The sequence below is a fragment of the Streptomyces sp. NPDC001843 genome (assembly GCF_042891955.1).
Classification (GTDB): Bacteria; Actinomycetota; Actinomycetes; order Streptomycetales; family Streptomycetaceae; genus Streptomyces.
This window is the reverse complement of sequence record NZ_JBIATQ010000012.1, coordinates 46,404-64,087: the sequence shown is the minus strand read 5'-3', so window position 1 is coordinate 64,087 and position 17,684 is coordinate 46,404. Positions and strand designations below refer to the sequence as shown.

Below are 17,684 nucleotides of genomic sequence, written 5' to 3'. Positions count from 1 at the left end.
GGGTTCACGGACCGCCTTACGCGAGCGGAGGGCCCCCGCCGTGATCCGGACCGGAGTGAGGAGAAGAGCACATGACGTCGCAGGCCGCGGACGGACCGGAGACGGTCGCCGCCTCGCGCCGCTCCAAGATCACGCCCGAGCGTGAGCGGGAGTTCTTCGACGCCGTGCTCGAACAGATCCGGGAGTGCGGCTACGACTCGGTCACCATGGAAGGGGTCGCCGCCAGCACCCGGTGCAGCAAGTCCACGCTGTACCGGCAGTGGAAGACCAAGCCCCAGTTCGTGGCGGCGGCGCTGCGCGCCAATCGCAAGGTGCGCTTCGCCGGCATCGACACCGGCTCGCTCGCCGAGGACCTGCGCCGGGCAGCGCGCGCCGCGGGGGACTGGTCCGGCAAGGACGCCCAGCTGATGCAGGCCCTCGGTCACGCGATCACGCAGGACCCCGAACTGCAGCAGGCACTGCGTGAGACGCTCATCGACCCCGAGATCGCCGCGCTCCGGCAGATCCTCGCGCGCGGTGTCGAGCGGGGAGAGGTGCGCGCCGACCACCCGGCCCTGGAGTACGTGCCCGCGATGATGTTCGGCGTGCTGCGCGCGCGGCCCGTGCTGTGCGGCGAGCACGCCGACTCCGGCTATCTGCTGCGGTTCGTGGAGGCCGCCGTGCTGCCCGCACTCGGGCTGACCTGAGAACCGGGCCGCCGTCCACGGGATGACTGGACGGTGACCTGTACGCGCCGCACCGTGGGGACGGGGGCGGCGCACACCGCCGGCCGGGTGGGATTCCTCTGGAGCGGAGGGGCACCCCACCCGGCCGGCTCAACTGCCTGTTCGGGCCGGCGGGTCAGACGTTCTGCCCGTTGCCGCCGCCCGACGACACCTTGATGCCCTTGGTGATCTCGTCGACGACCGACGTCCGCTTCCCGAAGTCGACGCCGAAGCGCACCACGACGATCCGCTTCGGGTCGGTGGGGGAGGGGAAGGCGAGCGACTCCACGTAGCCGTCGGCGCCCTTGCTGGTGACCGCCCGCCAGCGCACCAGGTAACCCTTCTGCCCGGCGACCGTGACCGCCTCGGAGGCAAGCACCTTGTGGGAAGTGATGCTGCCGTAGGTGGTACCGCCGTAGGACTCCTTGGCGTTCGCCGCGATGTCCGCCTTGGCGACCTCCTCCGCCGTCCCGCCCTTGTCGCCGAGGAGCAGCGCGGGTGCCGAGAAGGCGCCACCGGTGGTGCAGGTCTTGGAGGTGTCGCCGGGGCACTTGTAGGAGTCGTTCGAGGTCACCTGCGCACCCGCCTCGAGCGCTTGCCCGGTCCAGCCGTCCGGTACGGGCATGCTGATACCGTCGATCGGGTCGCTGACCGTACCGCCGCCCTTGACCTTCGGCGCCTCGGACTGGCCCGGCGAGGGCGACTGGCCGCCCGGGCCGCCGTCGCCGCCGTTGCCGGATCCGCCGCCCGGGCCGCCGAACGGCCCGCCCTGGCCCTCGGATCCTCCCTGGCCGCCGGGCCCGCCCCGGCCGCCGGGGCCCTGCTGTGAGCCGGCCCGGTCGCCGCCGCTCCCGCCGTCGCCGGAGAGCGCGTACACGCCGACCCCGATGCTGGTGAGTACCGCGGCCGCCACCGCGACGGCTATGCCCGTGCGAAGCCCGCGCCGGGGAGGGGCCGGCGGCTGGGCGGGATAGGCCGGGTAGGCCTGATAGGCCGGATGCACGCCTGTCGGCGGTGCTGGTGTCGGGGGACCCCATACGGCGGCCGACCCGGCGGGACGGGTCTGCTCCGTCCATGCCTTGCCGTCCCACCAGCGTTCGGTGGCGGGACCGTCACTTGTCTGCCCGGGGTCGGGGTACCACCCGGGAGGAGTCACCTGCGTCATGCCCCCACCGTATGAGGCCTCGGTGAAAGAGGGATGAGAGCCCCCGACATTCGGCCCGGCCCTTCGGCCGTGTCTCCGGCCGCTCCGGCCCGGCCGATCCGCTCCCCGCCGCGCGGACGGCGGCAGCCGCTGTCCCTCCTCGGGGGCGGCGTCCCAGGGGTGGCGGCTCGCCGCCTTGCACAACCGGTCTCGCTTTACCGCCCGTTGACGGTCCGTCACTCCGGAGTGGCTGGTGGGAGCCGGTGGACGTCGCCCGTCCGCACCGCAGTTCACTCGTCACGGCAACAGGTGTCCCGACCGGCCTCCGGTCGGCCGACGGGAGGGCTACGCTCGAGATCTGTACTTCGTTCGGGCGACTGGGGAGGTAACGGGATGACGGAGGCACGGCCCCCTGCGGTCGCCTCGGCGCCACTGTGGGAGCGCGACGCGGAGCTCGCCACCGTCACGCAGGCGCTGGACGACCTGTGCTCGGACCGTTCGTCCTCCGGGAAGCTGCTGGTGTTCCGCGGCGAGGCGGGCCTCGGCAAGACGGCGCTGCTGGCCGAGACCCGCCGCATCGCCGAACGCCGCGGCTGCACCGTGTGGTCCACCCGCGGCGGCGAGACACTGAGGTCCGTCCCCTTCAACGTGTTACGGCAGCTGCTGCAGCCCGCGCTGGTCTCGCTGCTGCCCGAGGAGGCCCGCGAGTACCTCGGCGACTGGTACGGCATCGCCGGTCCCGCGCTCGGCATAGCCGAACCCGGCGAAGGACACGCCGACCCGCAGGGCGTGTGCGACGGACTGGTCGCCGCCGTCCGCAGGCTCGCCGGGCGTTGGTGGCCGCTCGTCCTGCTGATCGACGACGCGCACTGGGCCGACCAGGAGACCCTGCGCTGGCTCGCCGCGTTCACCGAACGCCTCGACGACCTGTCCGTGCTGGTCGTCGTGGCCCGCCGGCCCGGCGAGGTCAGCGGCGACAGCGCCCGCCACCTCGACGCGGTGGCCGAGGGCGCCCCCGTCAGGAGTCTGAGCGCCCTCACCCCCGACGCCACCGCCGGCCTCACCCGCGCCACCCTCGGACGGCACGCCGACGCCCCGTTCTGCCGGGAGGTCTGGGCCGTCACGGGCGGCAACCCGTACGAGACGGTCGAACTCCTCGCCAAGGTGCGGGACGGCGAGTTCGAACCGGTCGAGACCCACGCCGGTGAACTGCGCGCCCTGAACCGCTCGGCCCGCGGCGGCGGGATCGTCGCCCGCCTGGAGGACCTCGGCGTCGAGGCGACCAAGGTCGCCTGGGCGGCCGCCATCCTCGGCACCGGCATCACCGTCGACCTGGTCGCCCACCTCGCCACCATGCGCGACGACGACGCCCGGCGCTGCGCCGAACAGCTGGTGGGCGCCCGTATCCTCACCGAACCCCACCCCGCCGCCGCCCGCGTCGACGACGGCGAGCTGGAGTTCGTCCACCCGCTCATCGCGACCGCCGTCTACAACTCCATCCCGCCGGCGATGCGCACCGCGATGCACGGCATCGCCGCCCAGGTCGTCAGCGAGACCGGCCGGGGCGCCGCCGCAGCCTCCCGGCACCTTCTGGAGGTGCACCCGGACGAAGACGAGGAGCTCGTCGAGCAGCTGCGCGAAGCCGCCCGCGAACACCTTGCCGTCGGCGCGCCGGACGCGGCCCGGCGCTGTCTGGAACGCGCCCTGGTGGAGCCGCCCCGGCCCGACGTCCACGCGCACGTACTGTACGAACTGGGCTGCGCCACCCTTCTGACGGCGCCCGCGACCACCATCGACCACCTGCAGGCCGCCCTCGCCATGCCGGGCCTCGACGGCGACAAACGCATCGACGCCGTCGTCCGCCTCTCCCAGGCCCTGCTCCACAACGACCAGTTGGAGGAGGCCGTCCGCACCGTCGAGGCGGAGGCCGCCCGGCAGGAGCCGGGGCCCGCCAAAATGCGGCTGCAGGCCGTGCACTACATGTGGGAGGGGCTCCACGCATCGGACGCGGCCACCCCGGGCCGCTCCGAGAACCTCGCCGCGCTCGCCCGCACCTGCACCGGCCGGGACAACTCCGAGCGTGCCCTGCTGATCCTGCGCGGCTTCGACGCCATGACGCACGGCGAGAGCGCCGAGGAGGTCGTCGAACTGTGCGACCGGGCCCTCGTGAACGGCCGCCTCGCCCCCGGACTCGGCTGGACCGACACCGAGTGGGGCATCGAACTGCTGCTGATGCTGGCCAACGCCTACGTCTACACCGACCGCCTCGACCGCGCCGAGGCCCTCTACACGGACGCCCTGCGCGCCTACGAGACCGCCGGCTGGAGCGGCGGCCACCTCGCCCTGGCCCACGCCTACCTCGGCCTCGGCCATCGCAGGCGGGGCCGGCTCAGGGAGGCGGAGGCGTCCCTGCGGGAGTCGCTGCGCCTCGCCGAACGCGTCGGACGCGGTCTGCCCCTGTACTGGTCGGCCACCTGCAACCTGGTCGACACGCTGCTCGCCCGCGGCCATGCCGGGGAGGCCTGGGAGGTCGCCGAACAGTACGGCTTCGCGCCGCCGTACCCGTCCACCATCGTGCTGCCCGACCCGCGCTCCGTACGAGGACGGCTGCTGCTCGCCGTCGGCCGCACCAAGGAGGGCGTCAACGAGCTGGAGGCCGCCGAGAAGGCGGCCGCCGCCCGCGGCCACCACAACCCCGTGATGGTCCCGTGGGCCGTCGACCTCGCCCGGGCGCTCGCCACCGAGGACCCGGCCCGCGCCGCCCGGCTCGCCACCGACGCTCGCCGGGACGCCGAGCGGTTCGGCACGGACACCGCCATCGGCGAGGCCCTGCGCTGCGCCGCCGCACTCGAGACCGGCCAGCGCGCGGTCCGCCTCGCCGCCCAGGCCGTCGCCTATCTGGAGGCCTCACCCTGCCAGTACGAACACGCGGCCGCCCGCGTCGAGTACGGCATCGCCGCCCGGTCGGTCGCGGAGCTCAACCGGGGCCTCGCGCTCGCGCGGTCGTGCGGGGCGGACGGGCTGGTGGCACGGGCCCGGGAGGTACTGGAGACGGGACGCGGGCTGCGGTAGATCGCATACGATCTTGCATACGACTTTTGCACGCGTTTTTCGTATACACCTTCGTATACACCTTCGTATACGTTTTTCGCATACGTCCCCGCATACGTTCCTTGTATACGTTTCTCGCATACAGGCGTCACCCGGCGGCGCCGTCCTCCTCCGCCAGCACCCGCTGGGCCGTGGCGAACGCCTGGTTGGCCGCCGGCACCCCGCAGTACACGGCCGTCTGCAGCAGCACCGCACCGATCTCCTCCGGTGTGAGCCCGTTGCGCCGCGCCGCCCGCACATGCATGGCGAGTTCCTCGTAGTGGCCGTGCGCGACCAGTGCCGTGAGCGTGACCATGCTGCGCTCACGGCGGGAGAGCGTCGGGTCGCTCCAGATCTCGCCCCACGCATAGCGTGAGATGAAGTCCTGGAACCGCGCCGTGAACGGGGTCTGCCGGGCCTGCGCCCGGTCCACGTGCGCGTCCCCGAGCACCTCCCGCCGCACCGCCATGCCTCGCCCGGCCGCCTCACCGATGTGGCCGCGCAGGGCGGTCAGTACCGCATCGGGGCACTCGGCGGGCGCCAGGTGGGAGGCGCCGGGGAGTTCGACGAGCGTGGCACCGGGCACCGCGTCCGCGATCTCCCGCAGATGGGCGGGCGGGGTGGCCGGATCCTGCCGGCCCGCGACGAGCAGGGTCGGCACCGCGATGTCGGCGAGCCGGTCGCGCAGGTCGAAGGCGGCCAGCGCGTCGCAGCAGGCCGCGTACGCCTCCGGGGCGGCATCGCGGTGGTCGGCCACGAGCCGCGGTACCGTGAAACCGGGCGTGAACCAGCGGGCGTCGGCGTTCTCCGCAAGCCACTCAAGGCCTTCCCGGCGGACCCGCTCGGCCCGCTCCCGCCACGGCTGTTCGCCGCCGAAGTGGGCCGAGGAGCAGATGACGGCGAGGGACGTGAGTCGTTCCGGATGGTGCACGGCGAGGTGCAGCCCCACCGCGCCGCCGAGGGACACTCCGGCGTACGTGAACCGCTCGATGCCGAGGGAGTCGGCGAGCGCGAGCACCAGCCCGGCCAGGTCGCCGACGGTCGCCCCCGGCCCGATCAGGTCGGCCGCCGAACCGCCGTGCCCGGGCAGATCCCAGCGGACCACCCGGTGGGTGACGGACAGTTCGGGGGCGAGGGCGTCCCACAGGGCGTGGGAGGTGCCGAGCGAGGGCCCGAGCAGCAGCGGGGGAGCGGAAGCGGGGCCTTCCGCGATGCAGTTGAGCAGTGCGCCAGTCAACGTCGCTCCAGGGCACGGTCGGTGAGGGCTCCGGCGGAGCCGGTGTAACGGGCGGGGTCGGTGAGCTCGTCGAGGTCGGCGTCCTTCAGCTCCGGCTGATCGGCGAGAAGACCGCCAAGGTCGCGGTCCTCGGCGTGCGCACGGCGGGCGAGTTCGGTGAGCAGTTCCTTCGCGCGGGCCCGGCCGAGGAGCGGGGTCAGTTCGGCGGAGAGCCGCTCGGAGACGATCAACCCGCGGGTGAGGCCGAGGTGTTCACGCATGGCCTCCGGGTGGACCCGCAGCCCGTCGGCCAGTTCGGCGAGGTCCCGGGTGGCGCCGCCCACCATTCGCAGCAGGTCCCGCAGCGGCTCCCACTCGGCGTGCCACGCCCCGGCCGGCCGCTCGTCGCCGGCGGCCAGCGACCCGTACAACGTGGCCGCGAGCTGCGGTGCCCGCCGGCCCACGGCCGCCAGCATCGTCGTCCGTACAGGGTTCGCCTTGTGCGGCATGGCCGAGGAACCGCCACCGGCCCCCTCGGTGACCTCGCCGATCTCGGTGCGGGACAGCGTGAGCACATCCGCGGCGATCTTGCCCAGCGCCCCCGCCGTGAAGGCCAGGCACCCGGCGAGGTCGGCGATCGGCGTGCGCAGGGTGTGCCACGGCAGCAGGGGCTCGCGCAGGCCGGTCTCCCTCGCATAGGCGGCGGGCAGGGCGACGGGGTCCTGGGCGCCGTAGGCCGCGAAGGCCGCCAGTGTCCCGGCGGCGCCGCCGAGTTGAACCGGCAGTGAGTTCCGCACCGCCGTCGCCCGGTCCCGGGCGTCCAGCACCAGCGACCGCCACCCGGCCGCCTTCAGCCCGAACGTCGTCGGCACGGCGTGCTGGGTCAGTGTCCGGCCCGGCATCGGTGTGCCGCGGTGCTCCGCGGCCAGCGCGGCCAGCGCCCGCTCCGCGCGCGCCAGGTCGGCCAGGATCAGCTCCAGGGTGCGCGAGGCGACCAGCATCGTCGCGGTGTCCATGATGTCCTGGCTGGTCGCGCCCCGGTGGACGTAGGGGCCGTACTCCTCGCCGACGGCCTTCGTCAGGTCGGCCACCAGGGGGATGACCGGGTTGCCGCCGGCACGGGCGCGCTCGGCGAGGGAACGTACGTCGAAGCGGTCGGCCCGCGCCGCCTCGGTGACCGCCGTCGCGGCCTCGGCAGGGGCGAGGCCCAGCGCGGCCTGGGCGCGGGTCAGGGCCGCCTCCGCGTCGAGCAGGGCCCGCAGCTGGGCGGTGTCGCCGGTCGCGGAGGCGGCGGGGGAGCCTGCCCAGCCAGGGGCGAGCAGGCCAGGGTCGTCGGGACCGGCAGAAGTCACTGGAACTCCAGGAAGACCGTCTCACCTTCGCCCTGAAGGCGGATGTCGAAACGGTAGGTGGCGTTGCCCTCGCCGGTGGCGACCAGCGTGGCGCGTCGCTCGTCCGTCAGCCGGGACAGCAGCGGGTCGGTGGCGTGCGCCGCCTCGTCGCCCGGCAGGTAGATCCGGGTGAACAGATGCACCAGCAACCCGCGCGCGAACACGCACACGCTGATGTACGGCGCACTCCGCCCCCGGGCACCCGGCCGCAGCGTGCGCGCGTACCAGTGGCCGTCGGCGTCCGTCTGGATGCGGCCCCAGCCGGTGAACTCCACGCCGTTGCGGCCCAGATAGCCGCCGGTCGCCGGGTCACGCCGGATCGAGCCGTCGGTGGTCGGCACATTGCCGTCGGGGTCCGCCCCCCACAGCTCCACGAACGCGTCGGGCAGCGGCTTGCCCGCGCCGTCGAGGATGTAGCCGTGCACCGTGATCGTGTCCGGGTGCCCGAGGGGCGCGATCTCCTCGCCGCCGCGGAAGGGCAGCGCGTACCCGTAGAAGGGGCCCACCGTGTGCGAGGGGGTGGGCAGCACACTCTCCGGCCTGCTGGTGTCGGTCTTCGTCATGGCGGGTCAGCGCCCTTCCTCGATCCAGGTGGCGTTCGGGCCGTCCAGCACGATGTCCCAGTGGTAGCCCATCGAGAACTCCGGTACGGACAGACCGTGGTCGTAGGTGGCGACCAGCCGCTGCCGTGCCGCGTCGTCCGTCACCGACTGGATGATGGGGTCGTACGGGAACAGCGGGTCGCTCGGAAAGTACATCTGCGTCACCAGCCGCTGCGTGAACGCCGTGCCGAACATCGAGAAGTGGATGTGCGCCGGACGCCAGGCGTTGAGGTGGTTGCGCCAGGGATAGGGGCCCGGCTGGATGGTCGTGAAGTGGTAGCGGCCCTCCGCGTCGGTGATCGTGCGGCCGACGCCGGTGAAGTTCGGATCGAGCGGGGCGTCGTGTTGTTCCCGCTGGTGGGCGTAGCGGCCGGCCGAGTTGGCCTGCCAGATCTCGATCAGCTGGGCGCGTACCGGGCGGCCGTCGCGGTCGAGGAGGCGGCCGGAGACGGTGATGCGCTCGCCGATCGGCTCGCCGGTGTGCTGCCGGGTGAGGTCGTTGTCGATCTCCGTGATGTCGCGCTCCCCGAAGGCGGGGGAGTGCAGCTCCACCAGCTCCGGGTCGTTGGTCACGTCGATGGTGACCGGCGGCTGCTTCGGGTGGCGCAGGACGGAGGAGCGGTACGGCGCGTAGTCGCGGCGCGGGTGGTGCTCCACAGGCGCCCCGTCGGCGACACGCTTCTCGTACGCGGCGTGCTCGGCCGCGATCTCCTGGTCGATGTCGTGCTGGGTGAGGGACATGGTGGGGTCCTAGTGTTCGAGGACGAGAGCGCGGCCCTGGCCCACGCAGATGCGGAGGGTGGCTACTTGCGTGCCGGAGCCGTGCCGGGCGAGCTGGTGGGCGACGGTGCCGGACCGGTCGCCCCTCGCGGCACGGACCAGGGCGAAGTCGGTGCGGATCCCGCGTTCCAGGACATACTCGACGCCCTCGAATTCCCGCACCTCCTTCGGCGGCGAGGCGAGCGCGACGCCGCCGAAGCCGTCGTAGCGCCAGGGCGGACCGTCGTCGGCGATCTGTGTGCCCACCGCCGCGGGGGTGCAGAAGGCGGGGATCCCGGCCCCGCCCGCTCGCAGACGCCCCGCTGGATCAGCACGTTCGGCACGGCCGTCCGGCACATCTGCCACCGCCTCCAGGGCCGTGGCGACCACCTTGTCCATCCGTGACGCCCCATCTCCGTGAATTAATCAGCGCACTGAGCATTCCGACGAGATGCGGAACACGCTGCCACCGGCAATGCCAAAGCGTCAAGAGCTGGCTTGACAGGAGAGGCGCGGCGGCAGACAGGGGTGCCGGTGCGCGAGTATCGTTCAGTGCACCGACGAAGACGACCACGGGAGCGCACATGGCCGCGGTGGATCTCTCCACCCACCCCGGGCACCTGGCCCGACGGCTCCAGCAGGCGCACCACCTGCTGTGGAACACGATGGTCTCCGAGGAGATCACCTCGCCGCAGTTCGCGGTCCTGAACGCGCTCGTCGCCGAACCGGGCCTGGACCAGCGCACCGTCGGGGAACGCGTGGGCCTGGACCGGTCGACGATCGCCGAGGTCATCAGCCGCCTTACGCGCAGGGGGCTGCTGGACAAGGTGCGCGACCCGCAGGACGGCCGGCGCTTCCTGCTGCGGCCGACCGACGCCGGTCTGCGCACCCACCGCAAGCTGACCGTGCGCACCGCCCGGATGAACCAGGTCTTCCTCGCACCGCTCTCCGCCGAGGAGCAGCGGCTGTTCCTCGACCTGATCCGCCGGGTCTCGGACGCGGCGGAGGGACTGCGCAACCCGGCGGAACCCCTCGCCGCCCAGACCTGAGCCGGGCTGCCGGGCCCCGCCCCGGTCAGCGCTCCCGCACACGGTTCACGCAGGCCCCCATGGGTACCCGGGCGCCACCCCGGAACCCGAACGCGTAACGGCGACCGGCGCGCACACGCGACGGAAGGGAGCGCGACACGATGAAGGCAGTGACCTGGCAGGGCAAGAGGGACGTACGGGTGGAGGACGTGCCCGACCCCCGGATCGAGGAGCCGACCGACGCCGTCATCCGGCTGACGTCGAGCGGGCTGTGCGGCTCGGACCTCCATCTGTACGAGGTGCTCACCCCGTTCATGACCCCGGGCGACATCCTCGGCCACGAGCCGATGGGCATCGTCGAGGAGGTCGGCCCCGACGTGTCCGGCCTGAAGCCGGGCGACCGCGTGGTGGTGCCGTTCCAGATCTCCTGCGGGCACTGCTTCATGTGCTCGGCCGGACTGCAGACCCAGTGCGAGACCACCCAGGTCACCAGCGAGGGCATGGGTGCCGCCCTGTTCGGCTACACCAGGCTGTACGGCGCGGTGCCCGGCGCGCAGGCCGAGTACCTGCGCGTTCCGCACGCCGACTACGGTCCGATCAAGGTCCCCGCGGGCCCGCCCGACGACCGTTTCGTCTACCTCTCCGACGTGCTGCCCACCGCCTGGCAGGCGGTCGCCTACGCCGACGTACCGCGCGGCGGCAGCGTCGCCGTGCTCGGCCTCGGCCCCATCGGCGACATGGCCTGCCGGGTCGCCCTGGCGCGCGGCGCCGGGCGGGTGTTCGGCCTCGACCTGGTCCCGGAGCGGCTGGAACGGGCCCGCCGACGGGGTGTGGACACGTACGACATCGCGGACTTCGACAACGAGAAGGAACTGGTCGCCGCGATCCGTGACGAGACCGGCGGACGCGGCCCGGACGCCGTGATCGACGCGGTCGGCACCGAGGCGCACGGCAGCGCCGTCGCCCGCCTGGTCCAGCAGGCCGCCGCGGTGATGCCCCGCAAGCTCGGCGGCCCCCTCGCGGAACGCTTCAGCGTCGACCGGCTCGCCGCCTTGTACACCGCCATCGACCTGGTGCGCCGCGGCGGCACGATCTCCCTCAGCGGCGTCTACGGCGGCATGGCGGACCCCATACCGATGCTCACGCTCTTCGACAAGCAGGTCCAGCTGCGGATGGGCCAGGCCAACGTGCGCCACTGGAGCGGCGACATCGTGCCCTACCTCACCGACGACGACCCGCTCGGCGTCGACGACTTCGCCACGCACCGGATACCGCTGTCCGAGGCGCCGCACGCGTACGACATGTTCCAGAACAAGCAGGACGGCGCGGTCAAGATCCTGTTCCAGCCCTGACCCGCGGGACACGTGGGACACGTGGGAGCCCTACGGCCCGAGGATCTCCCCGAGGTCATAGCGCACCGGTTCCTGCAGCTGGGTGTACGTGCAGCTCTCCGGGGTCCGGTCGGGGCGCCAGCGGCGGAAGCGGGCCGTGTGCCGGAAACGGGCGCCGTTCTCCATGTGGTCGTAGGCCACCTCGGCCACCAGCTCCGGCCGCAGCGGCACCCAGGACAGGTCCTTCCTGCCCGACCAGCGGCTCGGCGCCCCGGGCAGCCTGGCCGTCTCGTGGGCCGCCTCCTCGGACCATGCCGCCCACGGATGCCCGGCCACGTCGTCCATGCGCAGCGGCCGAAGCTCCTCGATCAGCTCGGCCCGCCTCCTCATCGGGAAGGCCGCGGACACGCCCACGTGCTGGAGCCGTCCCTGGTCGTCGTACAGTCCGAGCAGCAGCGAGCCGACCACGGGCCCGCTCTTGTGCAGGCGGTAGCCGGCGACCACGACATCTGCGGTGCGCTCGTGCTTGACCTTGAACATCACCCGTTCGTCCGGCCGGTAGCGCAGGGTGGGCGGCTTGGCGATCACCCCGTCGAGACCGGCCCCCTCGAACTGCTCGAACCACTGTCGCGCCACCTCGATGTCCGTCGTCGCCGGCGCCAGGTGCACCGGCGCCGTCACCCCGGACAGCGCCCGCACGAGCAGCGCCCGCCGGTCGGTCAGCGGCGCGTCCATCAGTGACTCGTCCTCCAGAGCCAGCAGATCGAACGCCACGAGGGAGGCCGGGGTCTTCTCGGCGAGCATCCGCACCCGGGAGTCCGCCGGGTGGATGCGCTCGGTGAGGGCGTCGAAGTCGAGCCGCCCCGCACGGGCGATGACGATCTCGCCGTCCAGCACACAGCGCCTGGGCACCCGCTCCCTGACCGCCGCCACCAGCTCCGGGAAGTACCTGGTCAGCGGCTTGCCCGTGCGGCTGCCCAGCTCGACCTCGTCGCCGTCGCGGAACACGATCGCCCGGAACCCGTCCCACTTCGCCTCGTACTGCATGTCCGGCGGGATGCTCGCCACCGACTTGGCGAGCATCGGCTTCACGGGCGGCATCACCGGCAGATCCATGCTCCGATTCTGCTCGCACATTCCGCATGCCGCCCGGTGTGCGAGGTGTGTCCGGTACGCCTACCGTGGCCGCATGGGTGATGCGGTGGACCTGGAGGTGGGCGGACGGACCGTGCGGCTGTCCAGCCCGGACAGGCTGTTCTTCCCGGAGCGCGGCTTCACCAAGCTGGACCTCGCTCGGTACTACGCGGCGGTCGGCCCCGGCATTCTGCGCGCGCTGCGCGACCGCCCCACCACCCTGGAGCGCTATCCGGAGGGCGTGGGCGGCGAGTGGTTCTTCCAGAAGCGCGCCCCCAAGGGCATGCCCGACTGGATTCCCACCGCCCACATCACCTTCCCCAGCGGCCGCAGCGCCGACGAGATGTGCCCCACCGAGGAGGCCGCCGTGGTGTGGGCCGCCCAGTACGGCACGCTCACCTTCCACCCCTGGCCGGTGCGCCGCACGGACGTCGACCATCCCGACGAACTCCGCATCGACCTCGACCCGCAGCCCGGTACCGACTACGCGGACGCGGTGCGAGCCGCTCACGAGCTGCGTGCCGTCCTCGACGAGTACGGCGGTCTGCGCGGCTGGCCCAAGACCTCCGGCGGGCGCGGCCTGCATGTGTTCGTGCCCATCGAACCGCGCTGGACCTTCACCCAGGTGCGGCGCGCGGCGATCGCCGTCGGCCGCGAGATGGAGCGGCGGATGCCGGAACACGTCACGATCAAGTGGTGGAAGGAGGAACGCGGCCGCCGTATCTTCCTGGACTACAACCAGACGGCACGGGACCGCACCATCGCCTCCGCCTACTCCGTACGGCCCCATCCGCACGCCCCGGTCTCGGCGCCGCTGCGCTGGGAGGAGGTGGGGGTCGCGCAACCCCGGGACTTCGACCTCGCGACCATGCCCGCCCGGTTCGCCGAACTCGGCGACGTCCACGCGGACATGGACGACCACGCCTTCTCCCTGGACGGACTGCTCGAACTCGCCCGCCGGGACGAGCACGACCACGGGCTGGGCGACCTGCCCTACCCGCCCGAGTACCCGAAGATGCCCGGGGAGCCGAAGCGGGTGCAGCCGAGCCGGGCGCGGCGCGGAGAGACCCCCTGACGGCGGCAGTCATGGAGCAGGGTCCCGTCGGGGCGGACGTCGCAGCGCATGTTCCCGGACCGCCGGTGTCGTCGTGGCGGCGCGGCGAGGCCCGCTCCGCGCGTATCAGTGGCAGGGCGGGAGCGGCGGCCCGGCCCAGGTCGGCGAGGCACGCGGCGATCTCCGGACGCATCCGCCGTGCCGTCGTCCACTCGTCCAGGACCGGCAGCGCCTCGCCCACCTCTCCGGTGACCCGCCACAACGCGATCGCCGCCCGCGCGGGCTCCTCACCGGCCGCGATCAGCTTCCGGGGCCGGGGCGCCAGCGGTGCGCCGGCCGGACCGAGCGCCCCGGCCAGCCGCAGACCGGCGGACCGCCGCACCCACCGCCCGCACGTCAACGCGTCACCGGCGGCCGTCAGCGCGGCCCCGGCGGCCTCGGCGTCCCCGGCCACCGCCCGCAGCGCCTCGGCGACGTGTATCCGGTCCTCGTCCGCCGTGCCGCCGACCACGACTCCCGCGCCGGCGGTGCCGCTTTGGCGCCCCGCGGGCCGTACGCCGCGAGCGCCCGCAGGACCTCGCGGCGCGTGTGGCAGCGCCCCTGACGGCCGACCGGGAAGGAGCTCACGAGAGCGCTCTCACCGGGGGCCCGCGGCCGGGCTATCCTGATCCGCACATCCGGTGAGGAGTCCCGATTTGGCCGAGACAGCGTCACGTCCCACGCTGGAGGCCGTGGCCGCGCGGGCCGGGGTGTCACGCGCCACCGTGTCACGGGTCGTCAACGGCGGCGACGGTGTCCGCGAGCCCCTCGTCGAGCGGGTCCGGCGGGCCGTCGAGGAACTCGGTTACGTCCCCAACCAGGCGGCGCGCAGTCTGGTGACGAAGCGGCACGACGCCGTCGCCGTCGTCATCGCCGAACCGGAGACCCGGGTCTTCGCCGATCCCTTCTTCGGGCTGCAGCTGCGCGGCATCAGCAAGGAGCTGACGGCGCACGACAACCAACTGGTGCTGCTGCTCACGGAGGGCAGGGACGACCACGCGCGCGTGGCCCGTTACCTCGCCGGCGGCCATGTCGACGGCGCGCTCGTCTTCTCCCTGCACCTCGACGATCCGCTGCCCGGGCTGATCCGGGGCGCCGGCGTCCCCACGGTGTTCGGCGGCCGGCCCGGGTGGAGCGACGGGACCGGCGGCGTGGTGTACGTGGACAGCGACAACCGGGGCGGGTCCCGCAACGCCGTGCGGCATCTGGCCGGGCTCGGGCGCAGGCGGATCGCGCACATCACCGGGGCCCTGGACCAGACGTCCGCGGCGGACCGGCTCGACGGATACCGGGACGTCATGGGCGACGCCGACCCCCGGCTGGTGGAGCAGGGCGACTTCACCCCGGCCGGCGGTGAACGGGCGATGCGGGAACTCCTCGACCGCTGCCCGGACCTGGACGCCGTCTTCGCCGCCAACGACCTCACCGCCTCCGGTGCTCTGCGCGTCCTGCGCGAGCGGGGGCGGCGGGTGCCCGAGGACGTCGCGGTGATCGGATTCGACGACATGCTGCCCGTCGCCGAACACACCGACCCGCCGCTGACGACGATCCGTCAGGACATCGAGGAGATGGGCCGCTTGATGGCCCGCCTCCTGCTGGACGGCCCGGACCCCCGCCGCCACGGCGAGTCCACCGCGGCCGGCGCACCGACCGGCGTGGTCCTGCCGACCACACTGGTGCGACGCGCCACCGCGTAGCCCGCGGGCCCGGCGGCTCAGCCCTGCCGCGGGGCGCTCCTGATCACCGCGAAACGGGCGCCGTACGGGTCGGCGAGCCTGGCGATGCGGCCCACGCCCTCCACGTCCGTGGCGGGCATCCTGACCGTGCCGCCCAGCTCCTGCGTCCTGGCGGCGACCGCGTCGGCGTCCTCCACCTCGAAGTACGGCAGCCAGTGCGGCCCGCCCTCCTCCGCCGGGGCTCCGGCCAGCGGGACGATGCCGCCGAACATCGCGTCCTCCCCGGCGCCGGCGGGATTGACGCAGGTGTAGGTGCCGCCGGGGAAGGGCACGGCCGATGTCTCCAGGCCCAGCACCTGGTGGTAGAACGCCGCGGCAGCCGCCTCGTCCGGCGTGTACAACTCGACCCAGCACAGCGAACCGGGCTCACCCGCCAGGTCCACGCCCCTGGTCTGCCCGGGCTGCCAGATGCCGAACGGCACGCCCGCCTTGTCGGCGAGGACCGCCATGTGCCCCTGCCCCATCACGTCGGTCGGCTGGAAGAGGACGTTGCCGTGCGCCTGCTCGGCGGCCTTGGCGGTGGCGGTCGCGTCCGGGCTCTGGAAGTACACGGTCCAGGACGGCGGGCCCTGCTCGGGCGTGGTCTGCATACCGCCGGCGACGGTCCGGCCGTCGAGCTGGAAGAAGCCGTAGCCGCCGGCCTCGGGTCCCGCCGACTGGAACCGCCAGCCGAAGAGACCGCCGTAGAAGGAGACGGCGCCGTCGATGTCGGGGGTGCCGACGTCGAGCCAGTTGGGGGCACCGTCGACGAAACGGGTGGTGAGCATGTCGCCCTCCTAGGAAGGGTCCCGTTGTCTGCACTGCCGAGTCTGGCACCGCCCACTGACAACCGCTGCCGGAACGCCGCCGCCCGCCGGACGGGCCCGCTGTCCCCCCTCGATGACCTCGCGCGTTCTTCCCGGTCCTCGTCCGGTTCCGCGCGCCGCCGTGCGCCGGTGCCCCGGCGGGGAGCATCATCGTCAGGCGGCCGAAGGGGCTGAACGACTCGTTGACCCGGCGTTGATCGAACGTTTTTCGCCGTCCGGGACGCTTCTGGCCATGCACATCGACACCATCACCCCGGCCGGCACCGCCTGGCAGGCGCAGGCGCTGTGCGCCCAGACCGGGGCGGACTTCTTCTTCCCGGAGCCGGGCAGCTCGGTCCGCGAGGCCAAGCGCATCTGCGGCATGTGCGAGATGCGCACCGCGTGCCTGGATTACGCCCTCAGCAACGACGAGCGCTTCGGCGTGTGGGGCGGCCTTTCGGAGAAGGAGCGGCTGGCCCTCAGGCGCACGGCACCCTGACGGGACGGGCCGCGGGACGTACGGCGGGACGGACGGCGACAGGGACCGGTGCGGTCGTCGCCCTGCCCGCGGTGCTGCGGGAGGCCGACGAGGCGGGGCTGCCGACCGACGCGTCCCCGCGGCGTGGGCAGGGCGCCGCGGGCCACCGACACGGCGCCCCTGCGGTTCGGTGCGCCCCGCCCGCCGGGCGTCAGGCGCCGGCCCGCGCCGCCATCCGCGCCTTGCGCGCGGCCAGCTTCTCGTCGAACTTCAGGGCCTCGGCGTCCAGGCCGCCCATGAACAGGCCCAGTTCCTCCTGCGCCTGAAGGCCCTCGGGGCCGAGCCCGTCGATCTCCATGATCTTCAGGAAGCGCAGCACCGGCTGGAGCACGTCGTCGTGGTGGATGCGCATGTTGTAGACCTCGCCGATGGCCATCTGCGCCGCCGCCCGCTCGAATCCGGGGATGCCGTGGCCGGGCATGCGGAAGTTCACCACCACGTCCCGCACGGCCTGCATGGTGAGGTCGGGGGCGAGCTCGAAGGCCGCCTTGAGCAGGTTGCGGTAGAAGACCATGTGCAGGTTCTCGTCGGTCGCGATGCGCGCCAGCATGCGGTCGCAGACCGGGTCACCGGACTGGTGGCCGGTGTTGCGGTGCGAGATGCGGGTGGCGAGCTCCTGGAAGGCGACGTAGGCGACCGAGTGCAGCATCGAGTGACGGTTGTCGGACTCGAAGCCCTCGCTCATGTGCGACATGCGGAACTGCTCCAGCTTGTCCGGGTCGACCGCGCGCGAGGTGAGCAGATAGTCGCGCATCACGATGCCGTGCCGGCCCTCCTCGGCGGTCCAGCGGTGCACCCAGGTGCCCCAGGCGCCGTCCCGGCCGAACAGCGAGGCGATCTCGTGGTGGTAGCTGGGCAGGTTGTCCTCGGTCAGCAGGTTCACCACAAGGGCGATCCGGCCGACCTCCGTGACCTTGGACTGCTCCTTGTCCCAGGCCTCGCCGTCGTCGAATTGGCCGGGGAAGTTGCGGCCGTCGCTCCAGGGCACGTACTCGTGCGGCATCCAGTCCTTGGCGACCTTCAGATGCCGGTTCAGTTCCTTCTCGACCACTTCCTCCAGCGCGAACAGCAGCCGCGCGTCGGTCCACACGGAGGGGCTGCCGAGGTGAGGGGAAGTGATCGTCATGGAAACT

At 72.9% G+C, this 17,684-nt stretch carries 16 protein-coding genes and 1 pseudogene; 8 read left to right on the top strand and 9 right to left on the bottom strand.

The features are described from left to right. Positions 1–71: 71 nt before the first annotated feature. Positions 72–686, top strand: coding sequence for a TetR/AcrR family transcriptional regulator C-terminal ligand-binding domain-containing protein (locus tag ACFYZQ_RS28015; RefSeq protein ID WP_389153268.1), 615 nt, complete (start codon positions 72–74; stop codon positions 684–686). Positions 687–840: 154 nt separating this feature from the next. Here ACFYZQ_RS28015 and ACFYZQ_RS28010 read toward each other — a convergent pair whose 3' ends face one another. Then, on the bottom strand, positions 841–1,869 hold the full coding sequence (locus tag ACFYZQ_RS28010; protein WP_389153265.1) for a DUF2510 domain-containing protein: 1,029 nt from the start codon (positions 1,867–1,869) through the stop codon (positions 841–843). A gap of 372 nt (positions 1,870–2,241) precedes the next feature. Between ACFYZQ_RS28010 and ACFYZQ_RS28005 the strand changes: the two genes are divergently transcribed. Then, on the top strand, positions 2,242–4,920 hold the full coding sequence (locus ACFYZQ_RS28005; protein WP_389153262.1) for an ATP-binding protein: 2,679 nt from the start codon (positions 2,242–2,244) through the stop codon (positions 4,918–4,920). Positions 4,921–5,047: 127 nt separating this feature from the next. On the opposite strand, the gene pcaD is transcribed toward ACFYZQ_RS28005, so the two are convergent. The 5 genes and pseudogenes from pcaD to ACFYZQ_RS27980 form a co-directional block, all read right to left on the bottom strand. After that, positions 5,048–6,175: a 3-oxoadipate enol-lactonase gene (pcaD, locus tag ACFYZQ_RS28000; protein WP_389153259.1), complete on the bottom strand. Its 1,128-nt coding sequence runs from the start codon at positions 6,173–6,175 to the stop codon at positions 5,048–5,050. Next, a complete protein-coding gene (gene pcaB, locus ACFYZQ_RS27995; RefSeq protein ID WP_389153256.1) occupies positions 6,172–7,506 on the bottom strand; it encodes a 3-carboxy-cis,cis-muconate cycloisomerase in 1,335 nt (444 codons plus the stop codon). Before pcaB ends, pcaD begins: the two co-directional genes overlap by 4 nt. Beyond that, positions 7,503–8,108 (bottom strand): protocatechuate 3,4-dioxygenase subunit alpha, encoded by a 606-nt coding sequence (pcaG, locus tag ACFYZQ_RS27990; RefSeq protein WP_389153253.1) that lies wholly within the window; start codon positions 8,106–8,108, stop codon positions 7,503–7,505. Before pcaG ends, pcaB begins: the two co-directional genes overlap by 4 nt. Before the next feature lie 6 nt (positions 8,109–8,114). Continuing rightward, a complete protein-coding gene (pcaH, locus tag ACFYZQ_RS27985) occupies positions 8,115–8,888 on the bottom strand; it encodes a protocatechuate 3,4-dioxygenase subunit beta (protein ID WP_389153250.1) in 774 nt (257 codons plus the stop codon). Between the two features lie 105 nt (positions 8,889–8,993). Then, positions 8,994–9,230 (bottom strand): annotated as a pseudogene (locus ACFYZQ_RS27980) (CoA-transferase); the annotation flags it as partial. Between the two features lie 260 nt (positions 9,231–9,490). Between ACFYZQ_RS27980 and ACFYZQ_RS27975 the strand changes: the two are divergent. Further along, entirely contained in the window at positions 9,491–9,955 is a 465-nt protein-coding gene (locus ACFYZQ_RS27975) for a MarR family winged helix-turn-helix transcriptional regulator (RefSeq protein ID WP_389153247.1), read from the top strand. Positions 9,956–10,095: 140 nt separating this feature from the next. Then, on the top strand, positions 10,096–11,286 hold the full coding sequence (locus ACFYZQ_RS27970; protein ID WP_389153244.1) for a zinc-dependent alcohol dehydrogenase: 1,191 nt from the start codon (positions 10,096–10,098) through the stop codon (positions 11,284–11,286). A 30-nt stretch (positions 11,287–11,316) separates the two neighbouring features. On the opposite strand, the gene ACFYZQ_RS27965 is transcribed toward ACFYZQ_RS27970, so the two are convergent. Continuing rightward, positions 11,317–12,381, bottom strand: a complete 1,065-nt coding sequence (locus ACFYZQ_RS27965) for an ATP-dependent DNA ligase (RefSeq protein ID WP_389153241.1) — start codon at positions 12,379–12,381, stop codon at positions 11,317–11,319. Positions 12,382–12,454: 73 nt separating this feature from the next. Between ACFYZQ_RS27965 and ligD the strand changes: the two genes are divergently transcribed. From ligD to ACFYZQ_RS27950, 3 genes are all read left to right on the top strand, one after another. Then, complete coding sequence (gene ligD, locus ACFYZQ_RS27960) at positions 12,455–13,474, top strand: non-homologous end-joining DNA ligase (RefSeq protein ID WP_389153238.1); 1,020 nt, start codon at positions 12,455–12,457, stop codon at positions 13,472–13,474. A 73-nt stretch (positions 13,475–13,547) separates the two neighbouring features. Beyond that, complete coding sequence (locus tag ACFYZQ_RS27955; RefSeq protein WP_389153235.1) at positions 13,548–14,057, top strand: hypothetical protein; 510 nt, start codon at positions 13,548–13,550, stop codon at positions 14,055–14,057. 91 nt (positions 14,058–14,148) lie between these two features. After that, a complete protein-coding gene (locus ACFYZQ_RS27950; protein WP_389153232.1) occupies positions 14,149–15,189 on the top strand; it encodes a LacI family DNA-binding transcriptional regulator in 1,041 nt (346 codons plus the stop codon). 17 nt (positions 15,190–15,206) lie between these two features. Here the strand turns inward: ACFYZQ_RS27950 and ACFYZQ_RS27945 are convergent, their stop codons facing one another. Then, on the bottom strand, positions 15,207–15,995 hold the full coding sequence (locus ACFYZQ_RS27945) for a VOC family protein (RefSeq protein ID WP_389153230.1): 789 nt from the start codon (positions 15,993–15,995) through the stop codon (positions 15,207–15,209). Positions 15,996–16,266: 271 nt separating this feature from the next. Here ACFYZQ_RS27945 and ACFYZQ_RS27940 point away from each other — a divergent pair, with 271 nt between their 5' ends. Next, entirely contained in the window at positions 16,267–16,512 is a 246-nt protein-coding gene (locus ACFYZQ_RS27940) for a WhiB family transcriptional regulator (protein WP_389153227.1), read from the top strand. Between the two features lie 190 nt (positions 16,513–16,702). Here the strand turns inward: ACFYZQ_RS27940 and ACFYZQ_RS27935 are convergent, their stop codons facing one another. Continuing rightward, the gene (locus tag ACFYZQ_RS27935) at positions 16,703–17,677 is read right to left on the bottom strand and encodes an acyl-ACP desaturase (RefSeq protein WP_389153224.1); all 975 of its coding nucleotides are present in this window, start codon (positions 17,675–17,677) and stop codon (positions 16,703–16,705) included. Positions 17,678–17,684: the final 7 nt, after the last annotated feature.

Excerpts from the sequence above, each read along its gene's own strand:
- ACFYZQ_RS28005 (WP_389153262.1), top strand. The coding sequence starts at position 2,242 with ATGACGGAGGCACGGCCCCCTGCGGTCGCCTCGGCGCCACTGTGGGAG.
- ACFYZQ_RS27965 (WP_389153241.1), bottom strand. The coding sequence starts at position 12,381 with ATGGATCTGCCGGTGATGCCGCCCGTGAAGCCGATGCTCGCCAAGTCG.
- ACFYZQ_RS28010 (WP_389153265.1), bottom strand. The coding sequence starts at position 1,869 with ATGACGCAGGTGACTCCTCCCGGGTGGTACCCCGACCCCGGGCAGACA.
- ligD (WP_389153238.1), top strand. The coding sequence starts at position 12,455 with ATGGGTGATGCGGTGGACCTGGAGGTGGGCGGACGGACCGTGCGGCTG.
- ACFYZQ_RS27970 (WP_389153244.1), top strand. The coding sequence starts at position 10,096 with ATGAAGGCAGTGACCTGGCAGGGCAAGAGGGACGTACGGGTGGAGGAC.
- ACFYZQ_RS28015 (WP_389153268.1), top strand. The coding sequence starts at position 72 with ATGACGTCGCAGGCCGCGGACGGACCGGAGACGGTCGCCGCCTCGCGC.
- pcaH (WP_389153250.1), bottom strand. The coding sequence starts at position 8,888 with ATGTCCCTCACCCAGCACGACATCGACCAGGAGATCGCGGCCGAGCAC.
- pcaG (WP_389153253.1), bottom strand. The coding sequence starts at position 8,108 with ATGACGAAGACCGACACCAGCAGGCCGGAGAGTGTGCTGCCCACCCCC.
- ACFYZQ_RS27945 (WP_389153230.1), bottom strand. The coding sequence starts at position 15,995 with ATGCTCACCACCCGTTTCGTCGACGGTGCCCCCAACTGGCTCGACGTC.
- ACFYZQ_RS27935 (WP_389153224.1), bottom strand. The coding sequence starts at position 17,677 with ATGACGATCACTTCCCCTCACCTCGGCAGCCCCTCCGTGTGGACCGAC.
- ACFYZQ_RS27975 (WP_389153247.1), top strand. The coding sequence starts at position 9,491 with ATGGCCGCGGTGGATCTCTCCACCCACCCCGGGCACCTGGCCCGACGG.
- ACFYZQ_RS27940 (WP_389153227.1), top strand. The coding sequence starts at position 16,267 with ATGCACATCGACACCATCACCCCGGCCGGCACCGCCTGGCAGGCGCAG.